Origin of the sequence: Paenibacillus sp. 79R4 (assembly GCF_013393165.1) — a bacterium.
In the GTDB taxonomy this organism is placed as follows: domain Bacteria; phylum Bacillota; class Bacilli; order Paenibacillales; family Paenibacillaceae; genus Fontibacillus.
In genome coordinates this window covers 353772-374795 of record NZ_QJOT01000003.1, presented here as the reverse complement: position 1 = coordinate 374795, position 21024 = coordinate 353772, and the positions used below count along the sequence as shown (strand labels likewise).

Annotated in this window: 14 protein-coding genes; 13 read left to right on the top strand and 1 reads right to left on the bottom strand. The window is 49.4% G+C overall.

Annotated features, from left to right (window positions below; translation table 11 throughout):
• The first annotated feature begins 4 nt into the window (after positions 1–4).
• The 13 genes from DMN77_RS05680 to sigK all read left to right on the top strand — a co-directional run bounded on the left by DMN77_RS05680 (position 5) and on the right by sigK (position 19388).
• A complete protein-coding gene (locus DMN77_RS05680) occupies positions 5–886 on the top strand; it encodes a carbohydrate ABC transporter permease (protein ID WP_179013919.1) in 882 nt (293 codons plus the stop codon).
• Between the two features lie 64 nt (positions 887–950).
• A complete protein-coding gene (locus DMN77_RS05675; protein WP_256872254.1) occupies positions 951–2549 on the top strand; it encodes an extracellular solute-binding protein in 1599 nt (532 codons plus the stop codon).
• Positions 2550–2634: 85 nt separating this feature from the next.
• The gene (locus DMN77_RS05670; RefSeq protein ID WP_179013917.1) at positions 2635–4371 is read left to right on the top strand and encodes a hypothetical protein; all 1737 of its coding nucleotides are present in this window, start codon (positions 2635–2637) and stop codon (positions 4369–4371) included.
• A gap of 93 nt (positions 4372–4464) precedes the next feature.
• Positions 4465–9135, top strand: a complete 4671-nt coding sequence (locus tag DMN77_RS05665) for a CBM96 family carbohydrate-binding protein (protein ID WP_179013915.1) — start codon at positions 4465–4467, stop codon at positions 9133–9135.
• Between the two features lie 215 nt (positions 9136–9350).
• Positions 9351–10148, top strand: coding sequence for a carbohydrate-binding protein (locus DMN77_RS05660; RefSeq protein ID WP_179013914.1), 798 nt, complete (start codon positions 9351–9353; stop codon positions 10146–10148).
• A 77-nt stretch (positions 10149–10225) separates the two neighbouring features.
• Positions 10226–10627, top strand: a complete 402-nt coding sequence (locus DMN77_RS05655; RefSeq protein ID WP_068782300.1) for an NUDIX domain-containing protein — start codon at positions 10226–10228, stop codon at positions 10625–10627.
• A gap of 197 nt (positions 10628–10824) precedes the next feature.
• Positions 10825–11418, top strand: a complete 594-nt coding sequence (locus DMN77_RS05650) for a glycerol-3-phosphate responsive antiterminator (protein ID WP_068782299.1) — start codon at positions 10825–10827, stop codon at positions 11416–11418.
• A 138-nt stretch (positions 11419–11556) separates the two neighbouring features.
• Complete coding sequence (locus tag DMN77_RS05645; protein ID WP_068782298.1) at positions 11557–12369, top strand: MIP/aquaporin family protein; 813 nt, start codon at positions 11557–11559, stop codon at positions 12367–12369.
• Positions 12370–12447: 78 nt separating this feature from the next.
• Positions 12448–13938 carry a glycerol kinase GlpK gene (gene glpK, locus DMN77_RS05640; protein ID WP_068782297.1) on the top strand — a complete coding sequence of 497 codons (1491 nt, stop codon included), beginning with the start codon at positions 12448–12450 and terminating at the stop codon, positions 13936–13938.
• A 164-nt stretch (positions 13939–14102) separates the two neighbouring features.
• Complete coding sequence (locus DMN77_RS05635) at positions 14103–15770, top strand: glycerol-3-phosphate dehydrogenase/oxidase (protein WP_218652863.1); 1668 nt, start codon at positions 14103–14105, stop codon at positions 15768–15770.
• Positions 15771–16421: 651 nt separating this feature from the next.
• On the top strand, positions 16422–17849 hold the full coding sequence (locus DMN77_RS05630; protein ID WP_068782294.1) for an amino acid permease: 1428 nt from the start codon (positions 16422–16424) through the stop codon (positions 17847–17849).
• 149 nt (positions 17850–17998) lie between these two features.
• Positions 17999–18517: a VanZ family protein gene (locus DMN77_RS05625; RefSeq protein WP_179013912.1), complete on the top strand. Its 519-nt coding sequence runs from the start codon at positions 17999–18001 to the stop codon at positions 18515–18517.
• Positions 18518–18689: 172 nt separating this feature from the next.
• A complete protein-coding gene (gene sigK / locus DMN77_RS05620; protein WP_068782292.1) occupies positions 18690–19388 on the top strand; it encodes an RNA polymerase sporulation sigma factor SigK in 699 nt (232 codons plus the stop codon).
• Positions 19389–19930: 542 nt separating this feature from the next.
• On the opposite strand, the gene DMN77_RS05615 is transcribed toward sigK, so the two are convergent.
• Positions 19931–20740: a lipase family protein gene (locus DMN77_RS05615; protein ID WP_068782291.1), complete on the bottom strand. Its 810-nt coding sequence runs from the start codon at positions 20738–20740 to the stop codon at positions 19931–19933.
• Positions 20741–21024 lie beyond the last annotated feature (284 nt).

Here is a 21024-nt window from a genome sequence, read left to right as displayed (position 1 = left end):
TTCAATGAAGACAGATCCTGTAAGCAAGCTCGGAATCGTAAGCGCTTACGTATTTCTCGGCTTTGTGTCGCTGCTGACGTTATTTCCTTTCTGGTATGGAATCGTGGCCTCCTTCAGCAGCAGCAGAGCGATTACATCAGGGGAAGTGTTCCTGTGGCCGATTGAGTTTAATACGGTTGCTTATCAGCGGTTGTTCGATGACGGACAGTTGATTATGGCGATGGGAAATACCGTACTCGTTACGGTGGCTGGAACCTTGTTCAACATGGTGATGACGATTCTGGCGGCCTATCCGCTCTCACGGAAGCGACTGGCTGGTCGCAGCTGGCTCTTGATGCTCATTACGTTTACGATGCTATTTGTGGCCGGCCTGATTCCGAATTTTATTCTGATCAAGTCATTGGGGCTAATGAATTCGTATTGGGCCGTTTGGCTGCCGGGGCTGATCAGCACGTATAACATGTTTGTTATGAAGACGTTTATGGAGGGGCTGCCCGGCGAGATCGAGGAGTCCGCATCCATTGACGGCGCTGGCGACTGGCGAATCCTGCTGCAAATCTATCTGCCGCTTTGCAAGCCGATTCTGGCCGCACTATCTCTATTTTATGCGGTGGGCTGGTGGAACAGCTATTTCAATGTGATGTTGTATATTACAAAATCGACGAAGCTGACGGTTATGGTCAAGCTCTATCAGATGGTAAGCGCGGTAGATAGCAATCTGTTGAACAGTATGAATGGCAACGAAGGGCTGGAACAGGTGCTATTGACACCTGAGGCGCTCAAGGCCGCCGCCGTCGTCATTGTTGTGACACCGATTTTATGCGTGTATCCGTTTCTGCAGAAGCATTTTGTCAAAGGCGTGCTGATCGGGTCAGTCAAGGGCTGAAGGTGTCCGGTTATATAGGCTAGCGTAGTCAACTTTTTCATGAAACCTATAGGGGGATGGAACGATGAAAAAAATGAAATTTGCAGGGAAATCAACCTTTGCCTTGGTGATGACCTTGCTGCTGTTGATGCTGCTATTGGCGGCCTGTGGTTCGAAGGGAACTTCCGGAGACAAGCCGGGCGGTGCTGCAGCGACATCGGAACAGGCTGAAGATGGCCCGAAGCCAGAAATCAGCATCTCAATGTTTGATCGCGGCAAGGTGCCGACAGAGGAAGGGACGTATGAGGATAATCGCTGGACCCGGTGGATCAATGAGCAGTCACCGGTAAATGTAAAGTGGGTTCCGGTGACGCGGAGCCAGGCGCAGGCCAAGCTGAATGCATTGATTGCAGCCGGTGAAGCGCCTGATCTGATCTGGGAATATGATCGGAACTACATTAGTCAATTAGCCAATCAAGGCGCGATCCAGCCGATCGGCGACTATATCCAGAAATACAGTACGACCTATAAATCTTATTTGGGAAAGCACCCTGAGCTTGAGCCTTATTTGAAATTCAATGGTGAAGTATATGCGGTGTCGTTCGTCAGAGAGACGCTTGCCAATCATGGCATGTGGATTCGACAGGATTGGCTCGATAAGCTGGGGCTAAAGGCGCCTGCTACGGTAGAAGAGCTTATTGATGTAGCCCGCAAATTCAAGGAAGAGGATCCGGATGGCAACGGCCAGGCAGATACTGTTCCCATTGCAATGAGCAACAGCGCCAACTCGATTGACCAGGCTCTGTTCTTTACAAGCGAGAATCAATGGTATATCGAGGACGGTAAAATGCAATTTGGCCGGACATTGGATCGGCATGCGGATACGCTGGCCTTCCAGAAGCAGCTCTTCGATGAGGGGTTAATCGATCGGGAATATATTACGGATACGAATTTTCAGCGTTCCGCACAGTTTCTGACCACAGGCAAGGCAGGCATCTATTTTGGAAACTGGGACATTGAGGAATTAAACGGAAACCTAGTTAAGAACGATCCCAATGCCAAACTGGTGCCGCTTGAGTCCGTCAGCAGCAAGTACGGTAAGAACGGGTTGTATCAAGAGGCCCCTCCGAGTATTTTTACCGCATTTAACAGCAAGATGAAGGAAGAAGAGATCAAGGCGGCGATTGAGTTCATTGACTGGATGCTTAAAGACGGCTGGGTGCCGCTCAGATACGGGGAAGAAAATGTACATTACACGATGGTGGACGGAGTACGGCAAAAGACGGATCCTGAGCAGTTTCAGCGGGAAGTGGCTTACGCATCGGAATACGCCATTGTGATGGATAATGAATTGAAGCCGGAAATGTTCCTGGCGATGGCCGCTAAGGACGAAGTTTCTCAGAGTTATGCCAAGGAAAAGGGAAAATCTCTTGAAATCGCTATGAAAAATAAATATCGCAGAGATATTGCTTACAATCCGGACTTTCCTGAATTGAGCCAGTTGATCGCGACATTCTCCCCGATCGCCCAGCAGATTGAAGCCAAAGTGATTACAGGGGGCGGCTCCATGTCGCCTGCGGATGGATTGAATGAGCTGAGGAAAGAGTGGAAGCGGCTAGGCGGCGAAAATGTAGAAAAGCTGGCACAGGAGTGGTATGAAGCGAACAAAGACAATCTGAAGTGATTCAATGACTAATATGGCGGGGTGCTTTCCGAATCCTGTAAAGGGCCGAAGGCACCTATCCGCCGGAAGATACGGAGGTAAACACATGTCAAACAGGATATGGAGCAGTGTTCTGCTGGAGGAAGAGAGCCGCTGGCTGCCTTTTCTGCAAGAAACACTTCAACAAAATCATGGGAACTACAATGAACAAATCAGGCTGCTGCGCACGCCGTTTACATCTCCGGGTTACCATACGACGCTGCGGCATGTGGAGTATGTGTACCCGATTCGTGAATCACTGGATTATGCGCTAGCGATTTTGGATAGCGATGAGGAGCGGTATAGGGGCCGCGCGCTGGATATTCTGCGTACCGTTCTGTCGCTCCAGGATCAGGAAGCCGATTCGCCGACATTTGGCATCTGGTCCTGGTATTACGACGAACCTCTTGATCAAATGTCGCCGCCCGATTGGAATTGGGCGGATTTCATCGGCAAGCGGCTGCTGCTTGTTCTTATTCGTCACGGCAATAACCTGCCGGCCGATCTGCGGCAATTAACACAGCAGGCCATTTGCAACAGCTGTGAAGCGATTATTAAACGCAATGTGGGTCCGGACTATACGAATATTGCCATCATGGGGTCATTTGTAACATTGATAGCCGGAGAATGGCTGGAAAACTCTAAGTTCCTTAATTATGGTTTGCAACGGCTGAGACGATTATATGATTACTCGATGCAAACCGGGGCCTTTCTGGAATACAATAGCCCGGCGTACAGTACAGTAGCGATTCTGGAACTGTCCGCTCTTGCGACCTATACATGTACAGAAGAAGCCAGGCAGCTTGCCAATGAACTGCTGGATACGACCTGGCTGATGGTAGCCGAGCATTTCCATCCGCTGCTGAAGGAATGGTCCGGTCCACATGCAAGATCATACCGGACATTTCTGGCTCCTCTGCATCTGTCGTTTTTGCAAATGGCCTGTAGAGGGCAGGTGCAGTTTGTGAGCGAGGAGCAATTTAGCTACAGCTCTGAATGGTATGGCCATGGCGTCATCTGTCCGCAGCGCTTGTATGGGCTGTTTACCGGTATTGGCGTGCGGGAGTTAAGGCAGGATTTGCCTGCCTATCCTGAGTTCCGAACGCGCAAGGCTTACACGTATATGACGCCTGAATATTCGCTGGGCACATTTAATCATAACGTGATGTGGAAGCAGTGTCGGAATTTGCTGGGATATGTTCAAAACGCTGATCAGGGGCACAGCTATGTGCATCTCCGGGTATTGCATGACGGATATGACTTCTGTTCAGCGATATTTACCAGTGAACAGAAGTATGATTTAGTGCTGTATGGCATTCAGTTCGCGCTTGACGGCGGAGATACCCATGTCAATCTGGATCCGATTCATGGGCGGATAAGAGCCTCTGATCTGCGAATCAGGATTGAAATTGGCAGCACGGGAGAGCTGCCGGTATGGGAAAAGTGCGGCGAAGATCGGTTCCTTGCCCAGTTAGGAGAGACCAGGTTGTTGGTTCAGGTTCTATATGGTGTTATGGGCGGATTTGGCAATTTTCGCTGGAACCTTGTTCAGGATGACGATACCGTGGGGCTCGATTATATTTTGTATGAGGGAGAGCCCGCCGAGATCGATTTTCACACGATGGAAGAAGCGTTATTCATGTTTGCATTAAAGTTCTCGGGCCCGAATGAAAAGCCTGAAATGACAACTGCCGTTACCCCCTCGGACGATTCCGTGCGGGCCTTGCTGGAAGCACCTGAACAGCCAATAACACTGACTCTTGCGAAGAAGCCGGCGGACAGGGCTGTCCTCTTTCATGCTTAGTTAGAGATGCGCAAGCCCCATCGCTGAAATTCATCACGATAACTTATTAAGAGTGAAGTCGTGCCTGCTAATAAAATGATCGGGGTGAGAAGGGTGTTAAAAATAAAACGCGCGAAAGCGCCTATTCGTCTGATGAGTGTATTCTTGGCCGTAGTCATTCTCCAAGGTTCTCTGCTGACCTGGCATGGAGCGACGCCGGGACTCGCGGCTGCCGCAGCAGAAGCTGCGTTAGCTTCGACAGGTGGTTCCTTGCCTGTGCAGCTCGAACCGGTGGAGGATACTTATGTCAATGCGGGCGGGAATGCGGGGAAAAATTTCGGTTCTTCCAATCTGCTGATCGTCAAAAATTTTGAGGCGGATGTTAATTTGAACAGGCAGGCGTACATGAAGTTCGATCTTAGCTCCATCACCGGTGAGATCGGATCGGTTAAATTGAAGGCGTATGCTGTCGATAATGAAAATTCGACGATTGCAGTACAGGCCTACGGGATGGAGGATAGCTCCTGGCAGGAGGATACGGTAACCTGGAACAACAAACCGGAGATTGATCATTATCTGAGCTCGGAGAACGTCGGAAAAATAGCAGGCTGGCATGAATGGGATGTTACCAGTTTTGTTAAACAGCAATTGGCAAAGGGTGACATTGTCAGCATTGCCCTTATTCAGCAGGCTGCCAAAGGTCATTCTGTTTCCCTCAACAGTAAAGAGCATACCGATAACCATCCCTATCTGGAGATATCTGTTGACAGGGCGGAGGAAAGCGCGCCAAGCTGGTCTGTTGGCGCGAGCCTTCAAGCGACGAATATAACCGAAAATGGTTTACAGTTGGATTGGGATGCGGCTAGCGATACCGTTGGCGTGACAGGTTATGCCGTATACCAGAATGGCGTCTTATTGGGGAAAGTAAGCGGAGGTATCACTTCCTATACGGTAACAGGGCTTACTGTCGGCCAAAAGTATACGTTTAAAGTGGAAGCTGGCAACGCCCAGAATAGCTGGAGCAGCGACGGCCCCTTTGTGACGGTGAGGACGCCGACGACGGAGCTGATCCAGCTTCGCCCAGGCAATATATATACCAACGGCGAAGCTGTCCGGTTCAAAGTTCAAACGGCGAGGCCCGCCGTATCCTGGGCGGTTTATGATTATCAGGGAGCGCTGGCGCAGGAGGGAACGGCAGCAACCGTTCAGAACGAAGCCGCCTGGACTGTTCCCCATTTGAAGCATGGGTATTTTACGCTGCAGGTACGGGCGGACTTGGACGGAAGCGACCCGGTTCTGCTCAAAACGCCGTTTGCCGTGCTTGCCCCCCGGGATGAGCCAACAAATGAAGCATCACCGTTTGGAGTTTCCACTCATTTGCACCGCCTTCCGCAAAATTTGACCTCCAATATCGTGGATCTGATTAAGGCGGCCGGCATCCGAACGGTGCGAGGCGGCTATGAATGGCGGGGGATTGAAAAACAGCAGGGCAGCTATACGTTTACCCCCCAGCCCGATTATTACATGAATATGCTGAATAAAGATGATTTTGATTTCTTGTTTGTCTCGGGATATACCAATCCTTTTTACGACAATGACAGTACTCCATACACAGATGCCGGGCGTGAAGGCTTCGCCAACTTTATGAAAGCCTACGTTGATCATTATCAGGACCAATTGGACGTTGTAGAAGTATATAACGAATTTTACGGCAGCTTTGGAGACCGCGGCAATGGGCCTGCTGATTCCAAGCCGGAATACTACTATCCCCTATTAAAGAAAACGTATGAAACGCTGAAGGCTTCGCATCCTGATTTACCGGTACTTGGCACATCGACGGTCGGGGATCTGAAATGGATCGAAGCTGTGTTCAAGCTCGGCGGGATGCAATACATGGACGGCTTTTCTATCCATCCCTATTTATATCCTGGTGCGCCGGAAGGCTACGAGGATCTCATCCTCAATTTGAAGGATTTAATCCGTGAATATAATAACGGGAATTTGAAACCGATCTGGATTAATGAAACAGGGTGGCCCACAGAGCGTGATGCACGGGGCGTAGATGAGAAGACACAAGCGAATTATCTGATTCGGGCCAATGTGGTTGCGCTCGCTAACGGAGTGGAGAAAATCGTCTGGTACGATATGATTAATGACGGTATTCAAAATATTAATGAGGACAATTTCGGTCTGCTGCGAAATCCGGATGATAAGCTGGGAAGCTTGACCCCCAAGCCGGCATATACAGCTTATGCCACCATGACACAAATGCTGAATGCGGCTATGTTTGCAAGTCGGGATGCAACAGACAGCGATATTCGAAGCTACGTATTTCAGAAGACTGGCGGCAATGTTCGCGTGATCTGGTCAACAGCAGACTCCTCGATCCCGGCTGCTATCCATACAAGCACGCCGATACAAATTACAGATATGATGGGAAATACGAGCACGTATACGCCTTATAACGGGAACGTTTTCGTGACATTAAGCAATGAGCCGTTTTTTGTGGTTGGGGAAGTGAATGGAATTGAACGGGATTCGACCTTTGTCCTGAGCGGGGAAGAAGCGCGGATTGGCGATTCGCTGGTTTTCACTTTGGAAACGAATAATACCGATTCGGATGATTTTGCTTTTCAATTGGCTGTGGAAGACCAGATCCATCCTGTAGTGACCCCAAGCGGCCAACAAGCTGTGCAGACGATTGAGGTGGCAAGTGGAATTGAGCCCGGAAGCCGTCTTGTAACAGCGGTATTGTTGAAGGGGAATGATAGGGTCGGTCTGCTGAGAAGCGGGACATCAACGTTACCGCCCTATACTGTCCAGATTCGCCCTATGATGGAAGAACCGGATTTAAATCAAACGCTTAGAGTCGCTGTCAACAATGAGTCAAAGTCCAAGGCGATGCAGCTTCAAAAGGTAGATTGGCGGTTCGGAACCCAGTCGGGGACTGAAATCATGAATGAAGAGATTGCCGCCGGATCCTCTGCGATAGTCGATATCCCGCTTGCCTCCATGAGCATCGGTATAACCAGCAGCCTGAAGGTGACGGTCTATATCGATGGCTTGGAGCCGTATACGTATGAAGGAACGGCCGAATTTAATCCCGTGCCTGCCAGATCGGTGACTGTAGACGGGACGCTTGACCCGGAGACCCTAAACAGCGCATCTACGATCGATTTGTCGAAGGGCACGGTAAAAATGAGCGGATATCAAGGCGCAGGGGATCTAAGCGGCCAGGTCTGGCTAAGTTATGATGCGGATCACTTGTATCTGTCGGCCAGAATAAAAGATGATACGCACACGGCTTCAATGGCTGGGGCCGATATCTGGAATAATGACAGCCTTCAATTTGCAATTTCGGACGGTCTTCCCGGCGAAAAGGCATATTGGCATGAGATCGGAATTTCGCAGACCCCTGAAGGACCGCAAAGCTACAGATGGATGGCGCCTCCCGGCGTGGACAAAGGACCGCTGATCGATAGTCAGCTTGCTATCACAAGGGATGAAGAGCTGAAATATACAATTTATGAATTGGCGTTGCCCTGGTCGGAAATCGAGCCAGTGAGAGCAGAAAACCATGGAGTCATCAGCTTCTCGATGCTTGTTAACGATAATGACGGCGCGGGTAGAAAAGGTTTTATTGAATGGGGAGGGGGAATCGGGGATGGAAAGCTATCTTCGAAATTTCGCTCTATGCAGTGGATGGCTTTAGCAGAAGATATGGTTCCGCCGGAAACGTCGCTTAACATGGAAGGAACGGAGCGAAATGGCTGGTATATCAGCGAAGTGAGGGCGGTGCTAAAGGCAGCGGACGAAACCTCCGGCGTAGCGGAAACGGTCTACAGTCTGGACAATGGAAAGACATGGCTGTCTTATATAGAGCCTTTGACGTTTACAGAGGATGGCACATATACCCTTACTTACAGATCAACGGATCGGGCCGGGAATATAGAGGAGACACAAGAAGTTATTTTCCGAATTGACAGGACTGCGCCGACAGCTTCCATTCGTTATAGTACTACGGAGCCAACGAGAGAGCCGGTTACTGCCACCATGATCCCCAGCGAACCAGTGACGATTACCAACAATGATGGGAACGACAGCTATACCTTCTCGCAGAATGGAAGCTTCACCTTTGAGTTCATCGATGCTGCCGGACATGAAGGGTCGGCGACCGCCGTTGCAGGCAATATCATTGCAGCCGCTACAGGCGTGCCGGGCCAACCCAAGCTGTCCTCTGATAACGGCTATGATACCGGAATTATGGACGGCAGCTACCGGATATCGATGAACCTGTGGTGGGGGAATAACGGAACGGATTATATATTATATGAAAATGGCGTTCCGATAGATAGGCAAGCCTTAAAAGACGATTCGCCTAATGCTCAATCCGCAGTTACAGCTGTGTTCAATAAGCCCAATGGAACCTATGAATATGTCGCCGAATTAACGAATGCGTTTGGTACAACGCGCAGCGATGTTCTAGTAGTGACTGTAAATGAAGCGACACCGGGTCAGCCTGTACTTTCTCATGATCATTGGGATGGGGATGGAAGCTATAAAGTCAGCATGAATATGTGGTGGGGAACGAATGGCTCAACCTATCGGCTGTACGAAAATGATGTGTTGATCGATACCCAGACGTTAATTAACAAGACACCGCAAGCTCAATCTGCCATTACCGAAATCCGCGAAAAATCGGCGGGCACGTATGTATACTGGTGCGAGCTTATCAATGATGCCGGAACGGTGTCTAGCGGGAAAATAACAGTAATCGTTAAATAAGCGTGCGGCATCGCCCTGACCTTATGTAGGTTTAGGGTGATGCTGTTTTATCTGGCCGATGTTGCAGAGACGAGTCGGATTTGTGCCAATGTTTGACCTTTTTGGCGCGAGATGTGCACTTTCTATACCTTTTGGCTGCGAGACTGGTCTGTCCCGGGGCAATAGGATAAGATGTAGATATCGTCTAATTTAATACTAGAATAGGAGAATGCGGCGTGACACAACTGAAGCTTGAAATACAAAGCGCGACCGGCGCTGTTTTGGCGTCCGCTTCGGACCATGGCCAGGCTCATCTGGTTTATGATAAAAACTATGAACCTGGGGATCAAATTGTTCTGACAAGTGAAAATGTAAATGTGTATTTGGTGATTCAGCTAGAGGATGCGATGGACCCGGCATTTGTATATTTAGCGGGGCAGGAGATCCGCTTTATTATTCCTTTTGATGAGAAGAAGATTTCATATTCCCCGAAGACATTTGTAGGTGATTTGCATACGCTTACTGCGCGTCTGGCTACAGACGAGGAGATTCATTCCTATAAAAATCTGGCGCTTAATGTATATGATCAGCATGAGAATAGCACCAGCTATCCTCATGCGTTCGCTAATGTGGAGACTCGCGGGGAATCCGTATTTGCAGCCCGAAATGCGATCAATGGCAACAATGTGAATTACTCACATGGCAAATGGCCGTTTGAATCCTGGGGAATCAACCAAAATCCCGATGCGGAGATGACCGTAGATTTTGGTCGTACTGTTGAGGTGGATAAGGTGGTCTTGACGATTCGTGCCGACTTCCCGCATGATAGCCACTGGGAGCGTGTTACATTAGCGTTCTCGGATGGCAGCCAAGAAACTTTGAATCTGGTAAAAACGCATCTGAAGCAAACGTTCAAGCTTGCGCCGCGCCAAGTGAAATGGGTTACGCTCAAAGAGCTGATCAAGTCGAATGATCCGTCCCCATTCCCGGCGCTAAGCCAAATCGAAGTTTATGGCCGTGAAGCGGCTAAATAATTTGATATAATGTTAAGGGCCATCTTCTGAACAAGAGAGAGGCCCTGTTTTTTTGCAATAGAAGAGGGGGAAGAGGGATGAATATCGAGAAAACACCAAGGGTAGGCGTTGGAGCTGTAATTAAAGATGATCTGGACCGTATACTGCTCGTGCTTCGCAAAAGAGCGCCTGAAGCGGGACATTGGAGTCTGCCCGGGGGCAAGGTCGATTACATGGAGACAATTGAAGAGGCAATAAGACGCGAGATCAGAGAAGAATTAGGCATTGAAATTATGATTGATGGGCTGCTCTGTGTCACGAATCACATCCTCCCCGAGGAGGATACACACTATGTAGCGCCAACTTTTCTAGCTCATATTGCTGCCGGACGGGTAGAAAATCGAGAGCCTCATGCGCTGGGAGATGTGCAATGGTTCCCCATCAACAGCATGCCCGACAAAATTACAGTGACGACAGCGTATGCGCTGAAACACTTGTAGGGAAGACGATTCGTAGGAATAGAATGATATGAACTGATGGCGACGTTAATAAATGCTTGTCATTCGCCGATTTAGGTTGAATAGAATGATACAAGGCTTGCGTATGATCTGATCCACAATGACCATGGGATGTGTACAATGAAAGAAAGTAGGAATTTCACACGAATTGGAATATCTGATCAAAGGAGCCAGAGGCTATGAAATTCTATGAACAGCGGATTCTACCCGCATCAAGGCAGATGAAAGATTTGGAGAAGGCCGTTGCATCATCCTATGAATATCTTGTGTTGCTCGACGTTCATATTTCCCAGTTGAAGCATGCCTGCAACATGGTGCAACAAGCGAACAAGAAGCTGTTCTTGCACCTCGACCTGATTCAGGGGCTGCAAAGCGATGCGCATGCGACCGAATATCTCTGCCAGGAGTATCGGCCATACGGGATATTGTCCACGAAGTCGAGTGTCATTCAAAAAGCGAAGCAAAAGGGCGTTCTGGCCGTCCAGCGGATTTTTCTGATTGATAACAGTGCTTTGGAGAAAAGCTGCAAGCTGATTGAAAACACACAGCCGGATGTGATTGAAGTATTGCCTGGGGGGATGCCAAGCATTATTCGCAAGGTGAAGGAGAGAACGAACCTGCCGATTCTGGCCGGAGGATTCATCTCTACGAGTGAGGATGTGAAGCTTGCGCTAGAGGCAGGGGCGGAGGCGGTGACTACTTCCAGCAAGCAATTATGGACAGACTATGAAAAAAAAGATTTGACAACGTTTACAATTTTAAATAAAATTTGAATCAAGTTAATAATGTTATGGAGACTTGGAGATCTACATTCAATGCATCGCCTTCCCTGTATGTTGGGGATGGGGTGCTAACTTGATGTAGGTCTCTTTGTGTTCTAACAGTCATAACTCATGGGAGGGGACATTATAATGTCGGCATTTTGGGGAGAGTTTATCGGGACCATGATACTGATTGTACTGGGCGGAGGCGTCTGTGCAGGAGTATCGCTGAAAAGATCGTATGCGGCAAATTCAGGCTGGATTGTCATCACGATGGGTTGGGGATTGGCAGTGGCTATCGGAGCTTATTCCGTAGGTACGATAAGCGGAGCTCATCTGAACCCCGCCCTTACGTTGGGGCTTGCGCTCATCGGGGATTTTCCTTGGTCTGACGTCCCCTTGTATATGGCCGCTCAAATGCTGGGCGCCATCGTTGGTGCGATCATCGTGTTTCTGCATTATTTGCCGCATTGGAAGGTAACGGATGATCCTGGCGCGAAATTAAGTGTGTTCGCGACAAGTCCAGCCGTGTATCACCCGTTCTCGAATCTGATGAGTGAGATCATCGGAACTTTTGTCCTCGTCCTTGGCATTCTTGCCATTGGGGCGAATCAGTTCACGGATGGACTTAATCCGCTTATCGTTGGCTTTCTGATTGTCAGCATCGGACTTTCGTTAGGCGGGGCGACCGGGTATGCCATTAACCCGGCGCGGGATCTGGGACCGAGAATTGCCCATATGCTGCTCCCGATTCCCGGGAAGGGCAGCTCAAATTGGAGGTACGCCTGGATTCCTGTTGTAGGCCCACTGCTGGGGGGCTCGTTCGGAGCGCTATTTTACAAAAATATGTTCCTGGGCCGCGTGGATGGTACCATCTGGATCGTGATAGGAATAGCCGCCGTTATTCTTCTCCTCTCTCTGCTCCTCTTCGGCAAAAACGCAAAGCGAAGCGTATCGATGTAAGGATGTAAAAACACTTCATAACTTTTGGCACGGTGCTGTCGATTCATTAAATCATACTTATGAACGGGGGAAATTCGCATGGAAAAATACATTCTGTCTCTTGATCAAGGGACAACGAGTTCCAGAGCTATTTTATTTGATAAAGCGGGCCAGATCGTACACGTCTCTCAGAAGGAATTTACTCAGATTTTCCCGGAGCCGGGTTGGGTGGAGCATAATGCTCAGGAGATCTGGGGTACGATTCTCGCTGTGATCGCTACCTGTCTGATTGAATCTGGCGTGAAGCCAGCGCAGATTGCCGGGATTGGCATAACGAACCAGCGTGAGACCGCCGTCGTATGGGATAAGGAGTCGGGCCGCCCGGTCTATAATGCGATCGTATGGCAATCGAGACAGACGAAATCTATCTGTGATGAATTGAAGGCTGCAGGTTACGAGCAATTATTCCGCTCCAAGACAGGGCTGTTGATCGATTCCTATTTCTCTGGCACGAAGGTGAAGTGGATTCTGGACCATGTTCCCGGGGCGCGGGAAAAGGCGGAACGGGGTGAACTATTGTTCGGCACCATCGATACCTGGCTGATCTGGAAGCTGACCGGCGGTAAGGTGCATGTGACTGACTACAGCAACGCTTCGCGAACGCTCATGTACAATATTTATGATTTGAAATGGGACGATGAATTGCTGGAGCTGTTGACGATTCCGAAGCAGATGCTGCCGGAAGTGCGTTCCTCCTCCGAGATTTATGGCAACACGGTGAATTATCATTTCTTCGGCGAGGAAGTGCCGATTGCCGGCGTTGCCGGCGATCAACAGGCTGCCCTGTTCGGGCAAGCGTGCTTCCAGAAAGGCATGGCCAAGAACACTTATGGCACCGGATGCTTCATGCTGATGAATACCGGAGAGCAAGCGGTTCAATCCTCACATGGCCTGCTTACCACCATTGCCTGGGGAATCGACGGCAAGGTGGAATATGCTTTGGAAGGCAGCGTTTTTGTGGCGGGCTCCGCAGTTCAATGGCTGCGTGATGGCCTGCGTATGCTTAAGGAATCAAAGGATAGCGAGCAATACGCGAGCAGGGTGGACTCCACGGATGGCGTATATGTGGTGCCAGCCTTTGTTGGACTGGGCACGCCATACTGGGACAGCGAGGTGAAGGGGGCTATCTTCGGTCTGACGCGGGGGACGAGTAAAGAGCATTTCATCCGTGCCACCCTGGAATCGCTGGCCTATCAGAGCAAGGATGTATTGAACGCCATGGAGGCGGATTCCTCGATTGGTCTTACTACACTGCGCGTCGACGGAGGGGCGATTCAGAACAACTTCCTGATGCAATTCCAGAGCGACATGCTTGGCGTGCCGGTAGAGTGTCCGCAGGTATTCGAGACGACAGCTCTTGGTGCGGCGTACCTGGCTGGCCTGGCCGTCGGATACTGGGGAAGCCGGGATGAGATCGCGGCGCAGTGGAGCATCGATCGCATCTTTACACCGTCGATGTCGGAAGAGCGCCGCAAGGAACTTTATGCTGGCTGGGGCAAAGCGATAGAGGCGACAAAAGTATTTAAATAACTACACGAATATGCTACAATTTTTAATAAGTTAATATTTAAATTCGGTTGGAGAATAGAGAAGCCGCAATTGCACTTGAGTCCATGACTTTAGTGTTGTTGCGGTTTTTTTGTTACAATGACCCACTTCAATATACCGTCTTTAGGACGAGGGAGGCTAATGGGATGACAGTTGCATTTTCCGCATCAGGACGTAAAGCGATGGCAGAAGCGATGAGACAGGGGCCGCTTGATCTGATTGTAGTAGGTGGAGGAATTACCGGCGCAGGGATTGCCCTGGATGCGGTAACGCGCGGACTGCGTACAGCCGTATTCGAAATGCAGGATTTTGCGGCAGGAACGTCCAGCCGTTCAACCAAGCTGGTGCATGGGGGACTTCGTTATTTGAAGCAATTTGATATCAAAACGGTATCCGAGGTTGGCAAGGAGCGCGCCATCGTCTATGAGAACGGGCCGCATGTGACGACGCCTGAATGGATGCTGCTGCCGCTGCATCGCGGCGGAACATTCGGCAGATTCAGCACAGGGATCGGACTTCGTGTCTATGATTTTCTGGCCGGGGTTAAGCATCATGAACGGCGACGGATGCTGTCGGAGCAAGAGACGAAGACCCGTGAACCGCTGCTTAAGCGGGAAGGGCTGCTTGGCGGGGGTTATTATGTAGAATACCGCACCGATGACGCCCGTCTGACGATCGAGGTGATGAAGGAAGCGGTACGTAATGGGGCGATGGCCATCAATTATATGAAGGTGGATTCCTTCATTTATGAGAACGACAAGATCGTGGGTGTGCAGGTGATGGATCAACTGGATGGGGCAAGGTTGGAGTACCGGGCACGGAAGATTATTAACGCGGCAGGACCATGGGTAGATGAACTTCGTGACAAGGACCATTCCAAGACGGGCAAGCATCTGCAATTGTCAAAAGGCGTTCATCTGGTTATCGACCAATCCAGTTTCCCGCTAAAGCAAGCGGTCTACTTCGATACGCCAGACGGCCGGATGGTATTTGCAATCCCGCGTGATGGCAAGACCTATGTAGGCACTACGGATACATTCTATGGAGGAGATCCGCTCCGGCCCGTCATGACGGAGGAGGATCGCGACTATATTATGGCGGCGATTGATTATATGTTTCCGACGCTCCAGCTTCGTGTGGAGGATATCGAATCCAGCTGGGCGGGCGTTCGTCCGCTCATCTACGAGGAGGGAAAGAGCGCGTCGGAAATTTCCCGCCATGATGAGATCTGGCAGTCTCCCTCCGGGCTGATTACGATTGCCGGCGGCAAGCTTACCGGCTATCGCAAAATGGCCGAGACGATTGTGGATCTGGTGATGAAGCTGCTAAGCCAGGAAGAGGGGCGTGCGTTCGTCCCGACGATGACGAAGAAGCTGCCGATCTCGGGCGGGCATGTGGGGGGTTCCGACGCATTTCCGGATTTTGTTCAGAAGAAAACAGAGGAAGGTGCACAGCGAGGCGTGGAGGCGGCGCTCGCTAAGACGTGGGCGCGCCATTACGGCTCTAATGCAGACCGGCTCTTCGAGCTTGCGGAACGCTGCCGTGGGCAGGTGGAGGCAAGCGGACTGCCGCTCGAAGTGCTTGTTCCACTCGTCTATGCCATTGAGGAGGAAATGACGGTGAAGCCGGTTGACTTCTTCATCCGACGTACCGGAGCGCTCTTCTTCAATATTCAGTGGGTGCGGGATTGGAAAGCGCCGGCGATTGAGTATATGGCTGCTGTCCTTGGCTGGACGCCTGAACAGCGAGCCGAGTACACGGAGGAACTGGACACCGCCTTGCGTCAGGCAGTTGTGCCTGTGGGAACTCTCTAACGCAACACTGTATCGCTATGCCCCTAAAATGAACAGCGAGCCGACGAGCCGAGTACACGGAGGAACTGGACACCGCCTTGCGTCAGGCGGTTGTGCCTGTGAAAATTCTCTAACGAAACACCATATCGTTATTGCTCCCAAAATGACAGGGATTTAAGTTTAACGAAACACTGTATCGCTATTTGCGAAAAATTCAGTATAAAGGACAGTTTTTTGCCGGAATAGCGATACCTTGTTTCGTTACTGTTTGGAACAGCTTCTTTTAGCTCAAATAACGATACCTTGTTTCGTTACAGGGGCCAAGGGAGTTTCAAATGATTCTCACTGGGTGGGGTCAATCTCAATCAATCAAGCCCTGCCTGCCGATCAGCAATATATTATGGACGAGCGACGTTCAAGAACATAAGAGCCTGCCGACCGCCGTCATGCAGCAAGGCACCGCGCGCTGGGAGCTGCTCACGGTGCGAAAGCTTCCCTACGTTCCCAGGTTGGGCAAGCCTCTTTTCAATCTTTTGCATGATGCATGAAGTGGCGTATTACAGGCAAAGTTATAGCTAGCATGAAAGCCTAGAATATTCCAGCACTAGGAAGTGGGCGGTACTAGAAGCACTTCCAATCCATGCACCCATGCAGAAGGGGAGATTGAGCATTATGGATGACAACGATATCAAAAAGCTGCGATGGTATAATGTCGCGCTGATGGCTTTTGTTTCCGTCTGGGGTTTTGGAAATGTAGTCAACAACTACGCCAACCAAGGGCTAACGGTAATCACCTCGTGGATTCTCATTATCGCTTTGTATTTTGTACCGTACTCTTTGATGGTTGGCCAGTTAGGTTCAACGTTCCGGCATGGCAAGGGCGGGGTAAGCAGCTGGATCAAAGAAACGATGGGTGCCAGGATCGCTTATTTGGCAGCATGGACTTACTGGGTCGTTCATGTTCCTTACTTGGCGCAGAAGCCGCAGGCAATATTGATCGCATTGGGATGGGCGGTAAAGCAGAATGGCATGTTTATCAAAGAGTTGTCCACTCTGCTGGTTCAGTCGTTATCCTTGGTCATATTTTTGCTCTTTCTGTGGATGGCTTCGCGTGGGGTTACCTCCCTCCGGAGAATCGGTACGATCGCGGGGATGTCCGTGTTTGTGATGTCGATACTCTACATTGTACTGGCGATTGCCGCACCTTCGCTGCGGGGAGTTGAAGTGGCAACGCCGAATATTACGTTTAAGACGTTTATCCCTGACTTTAACTTCGCCTATTTTACAACGATATCCATGCTTGTATTTGCGGTGGGTGGTGCGGAGAAAATATCGCCATACGTAAACAACACGTATAATCCGTCAAGGGAGTTCCCACGGGGAATGCTTACGTTAGCGATTATGGTTGCAATCTGCGCGCTGTTGGGATCTTACGCTATGGGACTCATGTTCAATTCCAATAATATTCCCGCAGACTTGAAGATGAACGGACAATATTATGCCTTTCAGATCCTAGGGGAGTATTACGGATTTGGCAACTGGATTATGATTATCTATGCGCTCGCCAACGTACTGGCACAAATATCAGCTCTCGCTTTTTCCATCGATGCACCGCTGCGCGTGCTATTGTCGGATTCCGATGAAACCTACGTTCCTAAGTCGCTGCTCAGGATTAATGAGCGCGGTACGCCGGTCAATGGCTATATTATGACCGCCATCCTGGTGGGCATCTTGATCATCGTCCCAGCCTTAGGGATTGGCAATATGAACTCCTTATTCAACTGGCTGCTCGATCTGAACTCGATCGTCATGCCGCTTCGATACCTATGGGTATTCGCTGCCTTTATGGCGTTGATGCTTATGTCGCAAAAATTTGAGACGACTTATCAGTTTGTGAAGAACAATAAATTCGGCTTTGTTATTGGTTTATGGTGCTTCTTGTTTACCGCCTTCGCTTGCTTGATGGGCATGTTTCCCAAAATCGAACCGCTCACGGGTGAATGGTACTTCCAGCTAACCTTAAACATCGCGACTCCGTTCATTTTGCTGGGACTTGGTTTGATCCTGCCTTTGCTCGCCAGAAGAAATCGCAGGACTTAAATGCAATATGGATTTGCCAGATGCTAAATGCTCCAGGCGGGTATGTTCTGAGCAGCGTCTATAGACCGGGCCACAAGGCTTCGGTCTCTTTCTTTTTGGATCAACAATAGATAAAATAAGAAAATATCAAGAAGGAGGAGCTCGCGAATATGACCTATCAGCGCAAAAAATTTCTGGTTTGGCTTCTACTAGTGATCATCTGTATGGCGTTTATTTTCTATAAATCCTCCCAGCCTTACTATGAGCAGGATCTCAGGCCCTCGTTGTCCGAACATATTCCCCATAAACTGGTGCATAGTCTGCCTGATATCGAGTTTTATTATAACGGTCAGTTAGTGACTTCGGCGATGCCTTATGACTTTATCGAATTTTTTATTCGCAAAGGAGCGCACGTCAGTATCTTCGCTGTGCTGACATTCCTGTCCATTCAAACCCTGCTTGCCTTAAAGTGGAAGCGTGCGTCAGCCATGACAGGGGGAGCTATCGTTGCGCTGCTGTATGCGATATCCGATGAGTGGCATCAGACCTTCGTCGTGAATCGCACAGGTCAGGCCATCGATGTCGGGATCGATAGCGTCGGGATTGCCATAGTCGTGCTTTGCTATGCAATAGCGGGAGGTTTCATTCATTATCGTAAGCGCAAATCCCGTCCATATATACGCTTTTAATTGGAAAGTGGCGGAATAGGTAAAATCACTTATCCTCCGGAATCATTTCCCTTCGAACAGGCACATCTGGGCCGCAGCCCACATACAATGTACAACTGAACTTCATTGTGTGCTGAAGTGGTGTACTAGGATGTGCTTGCCTCTTCAGCTAATCGACGTGGAGGTGCTGTTCATGGAGTTGGTGTCCGCGATTGCGCTGTTTATTAAGCAGTTGACCTTGTTAGTCTCATATGTAAAGAATAATGCCTTTCCCCAGCCGCTGACGGAAGAAGAGGAAACGAAGCACCTTCAGCGAATGGCTGAAGGCGACGCGATATCCCGCAATTTGCTGATTGAGCATAATCTGCGGCTTGTGGCGCATATCGTGAAGAAATTCGATAACACGGGTGAAGATCTGGAGGATCTGATCTCAATTGGTACCATTGGCCTGATCAAGGCAATCGAAAGTTTCCGCCCGAACAAAGGCACGAAGCTGGCAACCTTTGCGGCAAGATGTATAGAAAATGAGATACTGATGCATCTCCGGTCGCTGAAGAAAACCCGTAAGGACGTCTCCCTGCATGATCCCATAGGAACTGACAAAGAGGGGAATGAAATTACATTAATTGACATTCTTGGAACAGAAGAGGATGATGTTGTTGATCGGGTTCAGCTTAAGATGGAGAAGAGTAAAATATATCAGAACCTGGATATTCTGGATTCCAGGGAACAGGAAGTCATCAAAGGAAGGTTTGGACTCGAGCATGGAGGCGAGGAGCGAACGCAGCGTGAAATCGCCAGAGAGCTGGGGATCAGCCGCAGCTATGTGTCCCGAATCGAGAAGCGGGCTCTGATGAAGCTATATCATGAGTTTTACAAATCGAAACGATGAGCAACAAAGAAAGCAGGCGTCCGGATGATGGACGCCTGCTTTCTTTGTTGTATGAAGATTATCAGAACAATTGTAGGGTTCTCATTATCAAATTCTTAGTTCTAACGAAACTACAGAACGCTATTCTCTAAAAAATAGCGGGCAATTAATTTTAACGAAACTCCATATCGTTATTAGGGAGGAAAAGGGCCCTTAACCCCTAATTTGACCTCAATAGCGATATCCAGTTTCGTTAGATTTTTCAAAAGTCACTTTTGGCTCAAATAGTGATACCTAGTTTCGTTAGAAAGGATTTGGCCCAATCCTACCGCATTAAGTCCCTCTTCGAGGGACGCCGAAAGTATATTCCACTTTATTCTGACGCACTTGCACCCAACCTGCAACCACACATAAAACAAACCGCACGAACCTCAGGTGGAAACCGCATTTGCACCAAACCTGCAACCAAACCTGCAACCGCACTTGCACCGCATTTTCACCACAGCAGTAACCACACCAGTAACCACACCAGTAACCACACCAGCACCTGCCGCTTACGCCACCTATGCTTCTTCTTTCGATTCGGCGGTTGGATTTGGACAGAATCCCGGGTTCGCTGAGCAGAGCAGTTGGGCGTATTGTGGCTGGAGCTTGGAGAGTTCGGTAAAATAGCTGCTTATGATGTGATTGCCGCCGAATGAGCCATTTTGGAAGTTCAGGGAAGAGAAGGTTGGGACATGGCTATAATAGTATTTCTTTTCACGCTTAGGCAGCTTGTAGATCGATGGGGGAGCATGGGTAACAACGTCAAATTCATTAGCGATACGATAGCTTCCTCGTACATATTTTGTAAAAGCTTTTGAAAAGGCCGGGTCGCCCACGCGAGGCCCGCCATATGTGAACAGGTACGGTGAGTTGAATTCGGTATTGGCGGCAATATCAATCGCACACAGTGTCGCCAGTGCGGCGCCAAGGCTGTGCCCGGTAACAAACAAGGGCTTGTCAGAGGGCAGATTGGACAGTGCGGACATAATTCGATTGCGAGCAGAAGAATAGATATCTGTGAAGCCGCGATGCGTGAGGCAGTCCTCTTTTACATATTTGAATTTTTTCTGGGAAGCGATGATGTCGGATATCCAATTAGTCGTGGAGCTGGTCCCGCGAAAGGCCACAATAATTTCCTGGGGGGACTCGAGAATAAACCCAAAAGTTTCCCATACATTGATAATCGATTTCGCTTCGATCGTATCCTTGACCGAATAAGTTAAGGGGACGATAAATGAGCCGTCCTTATTTGAGAATTGCTCATAAGTCTGTCCACAGATGGCGGCCAAAAAGATGGCCCGCTGCGCTTGTTCATCGATTGTCCTCACAAGTATCTCCGCCTTTCTCCTACAATATATTAGGGGCGGCGTAGGGAGATGCCTATATCGTGGAAGATTTTCCGAGATCACGGTAATTTCCCGAGAAGTGACGATAGCTGGATTGTTCAATTGCTGATAGAATGAAGCATGTTAGAATTATAGAAATAGAAGGCAGGCTGGGAAAAGTAAGAATTATGTCGAAATCTCTGAATCCGCTTGCATTTACATCTTGATTGTTAGAGAATAAACTAGAAAAGTGAGTCAATCCTCCTCATAACAGAAGTTCATAATGG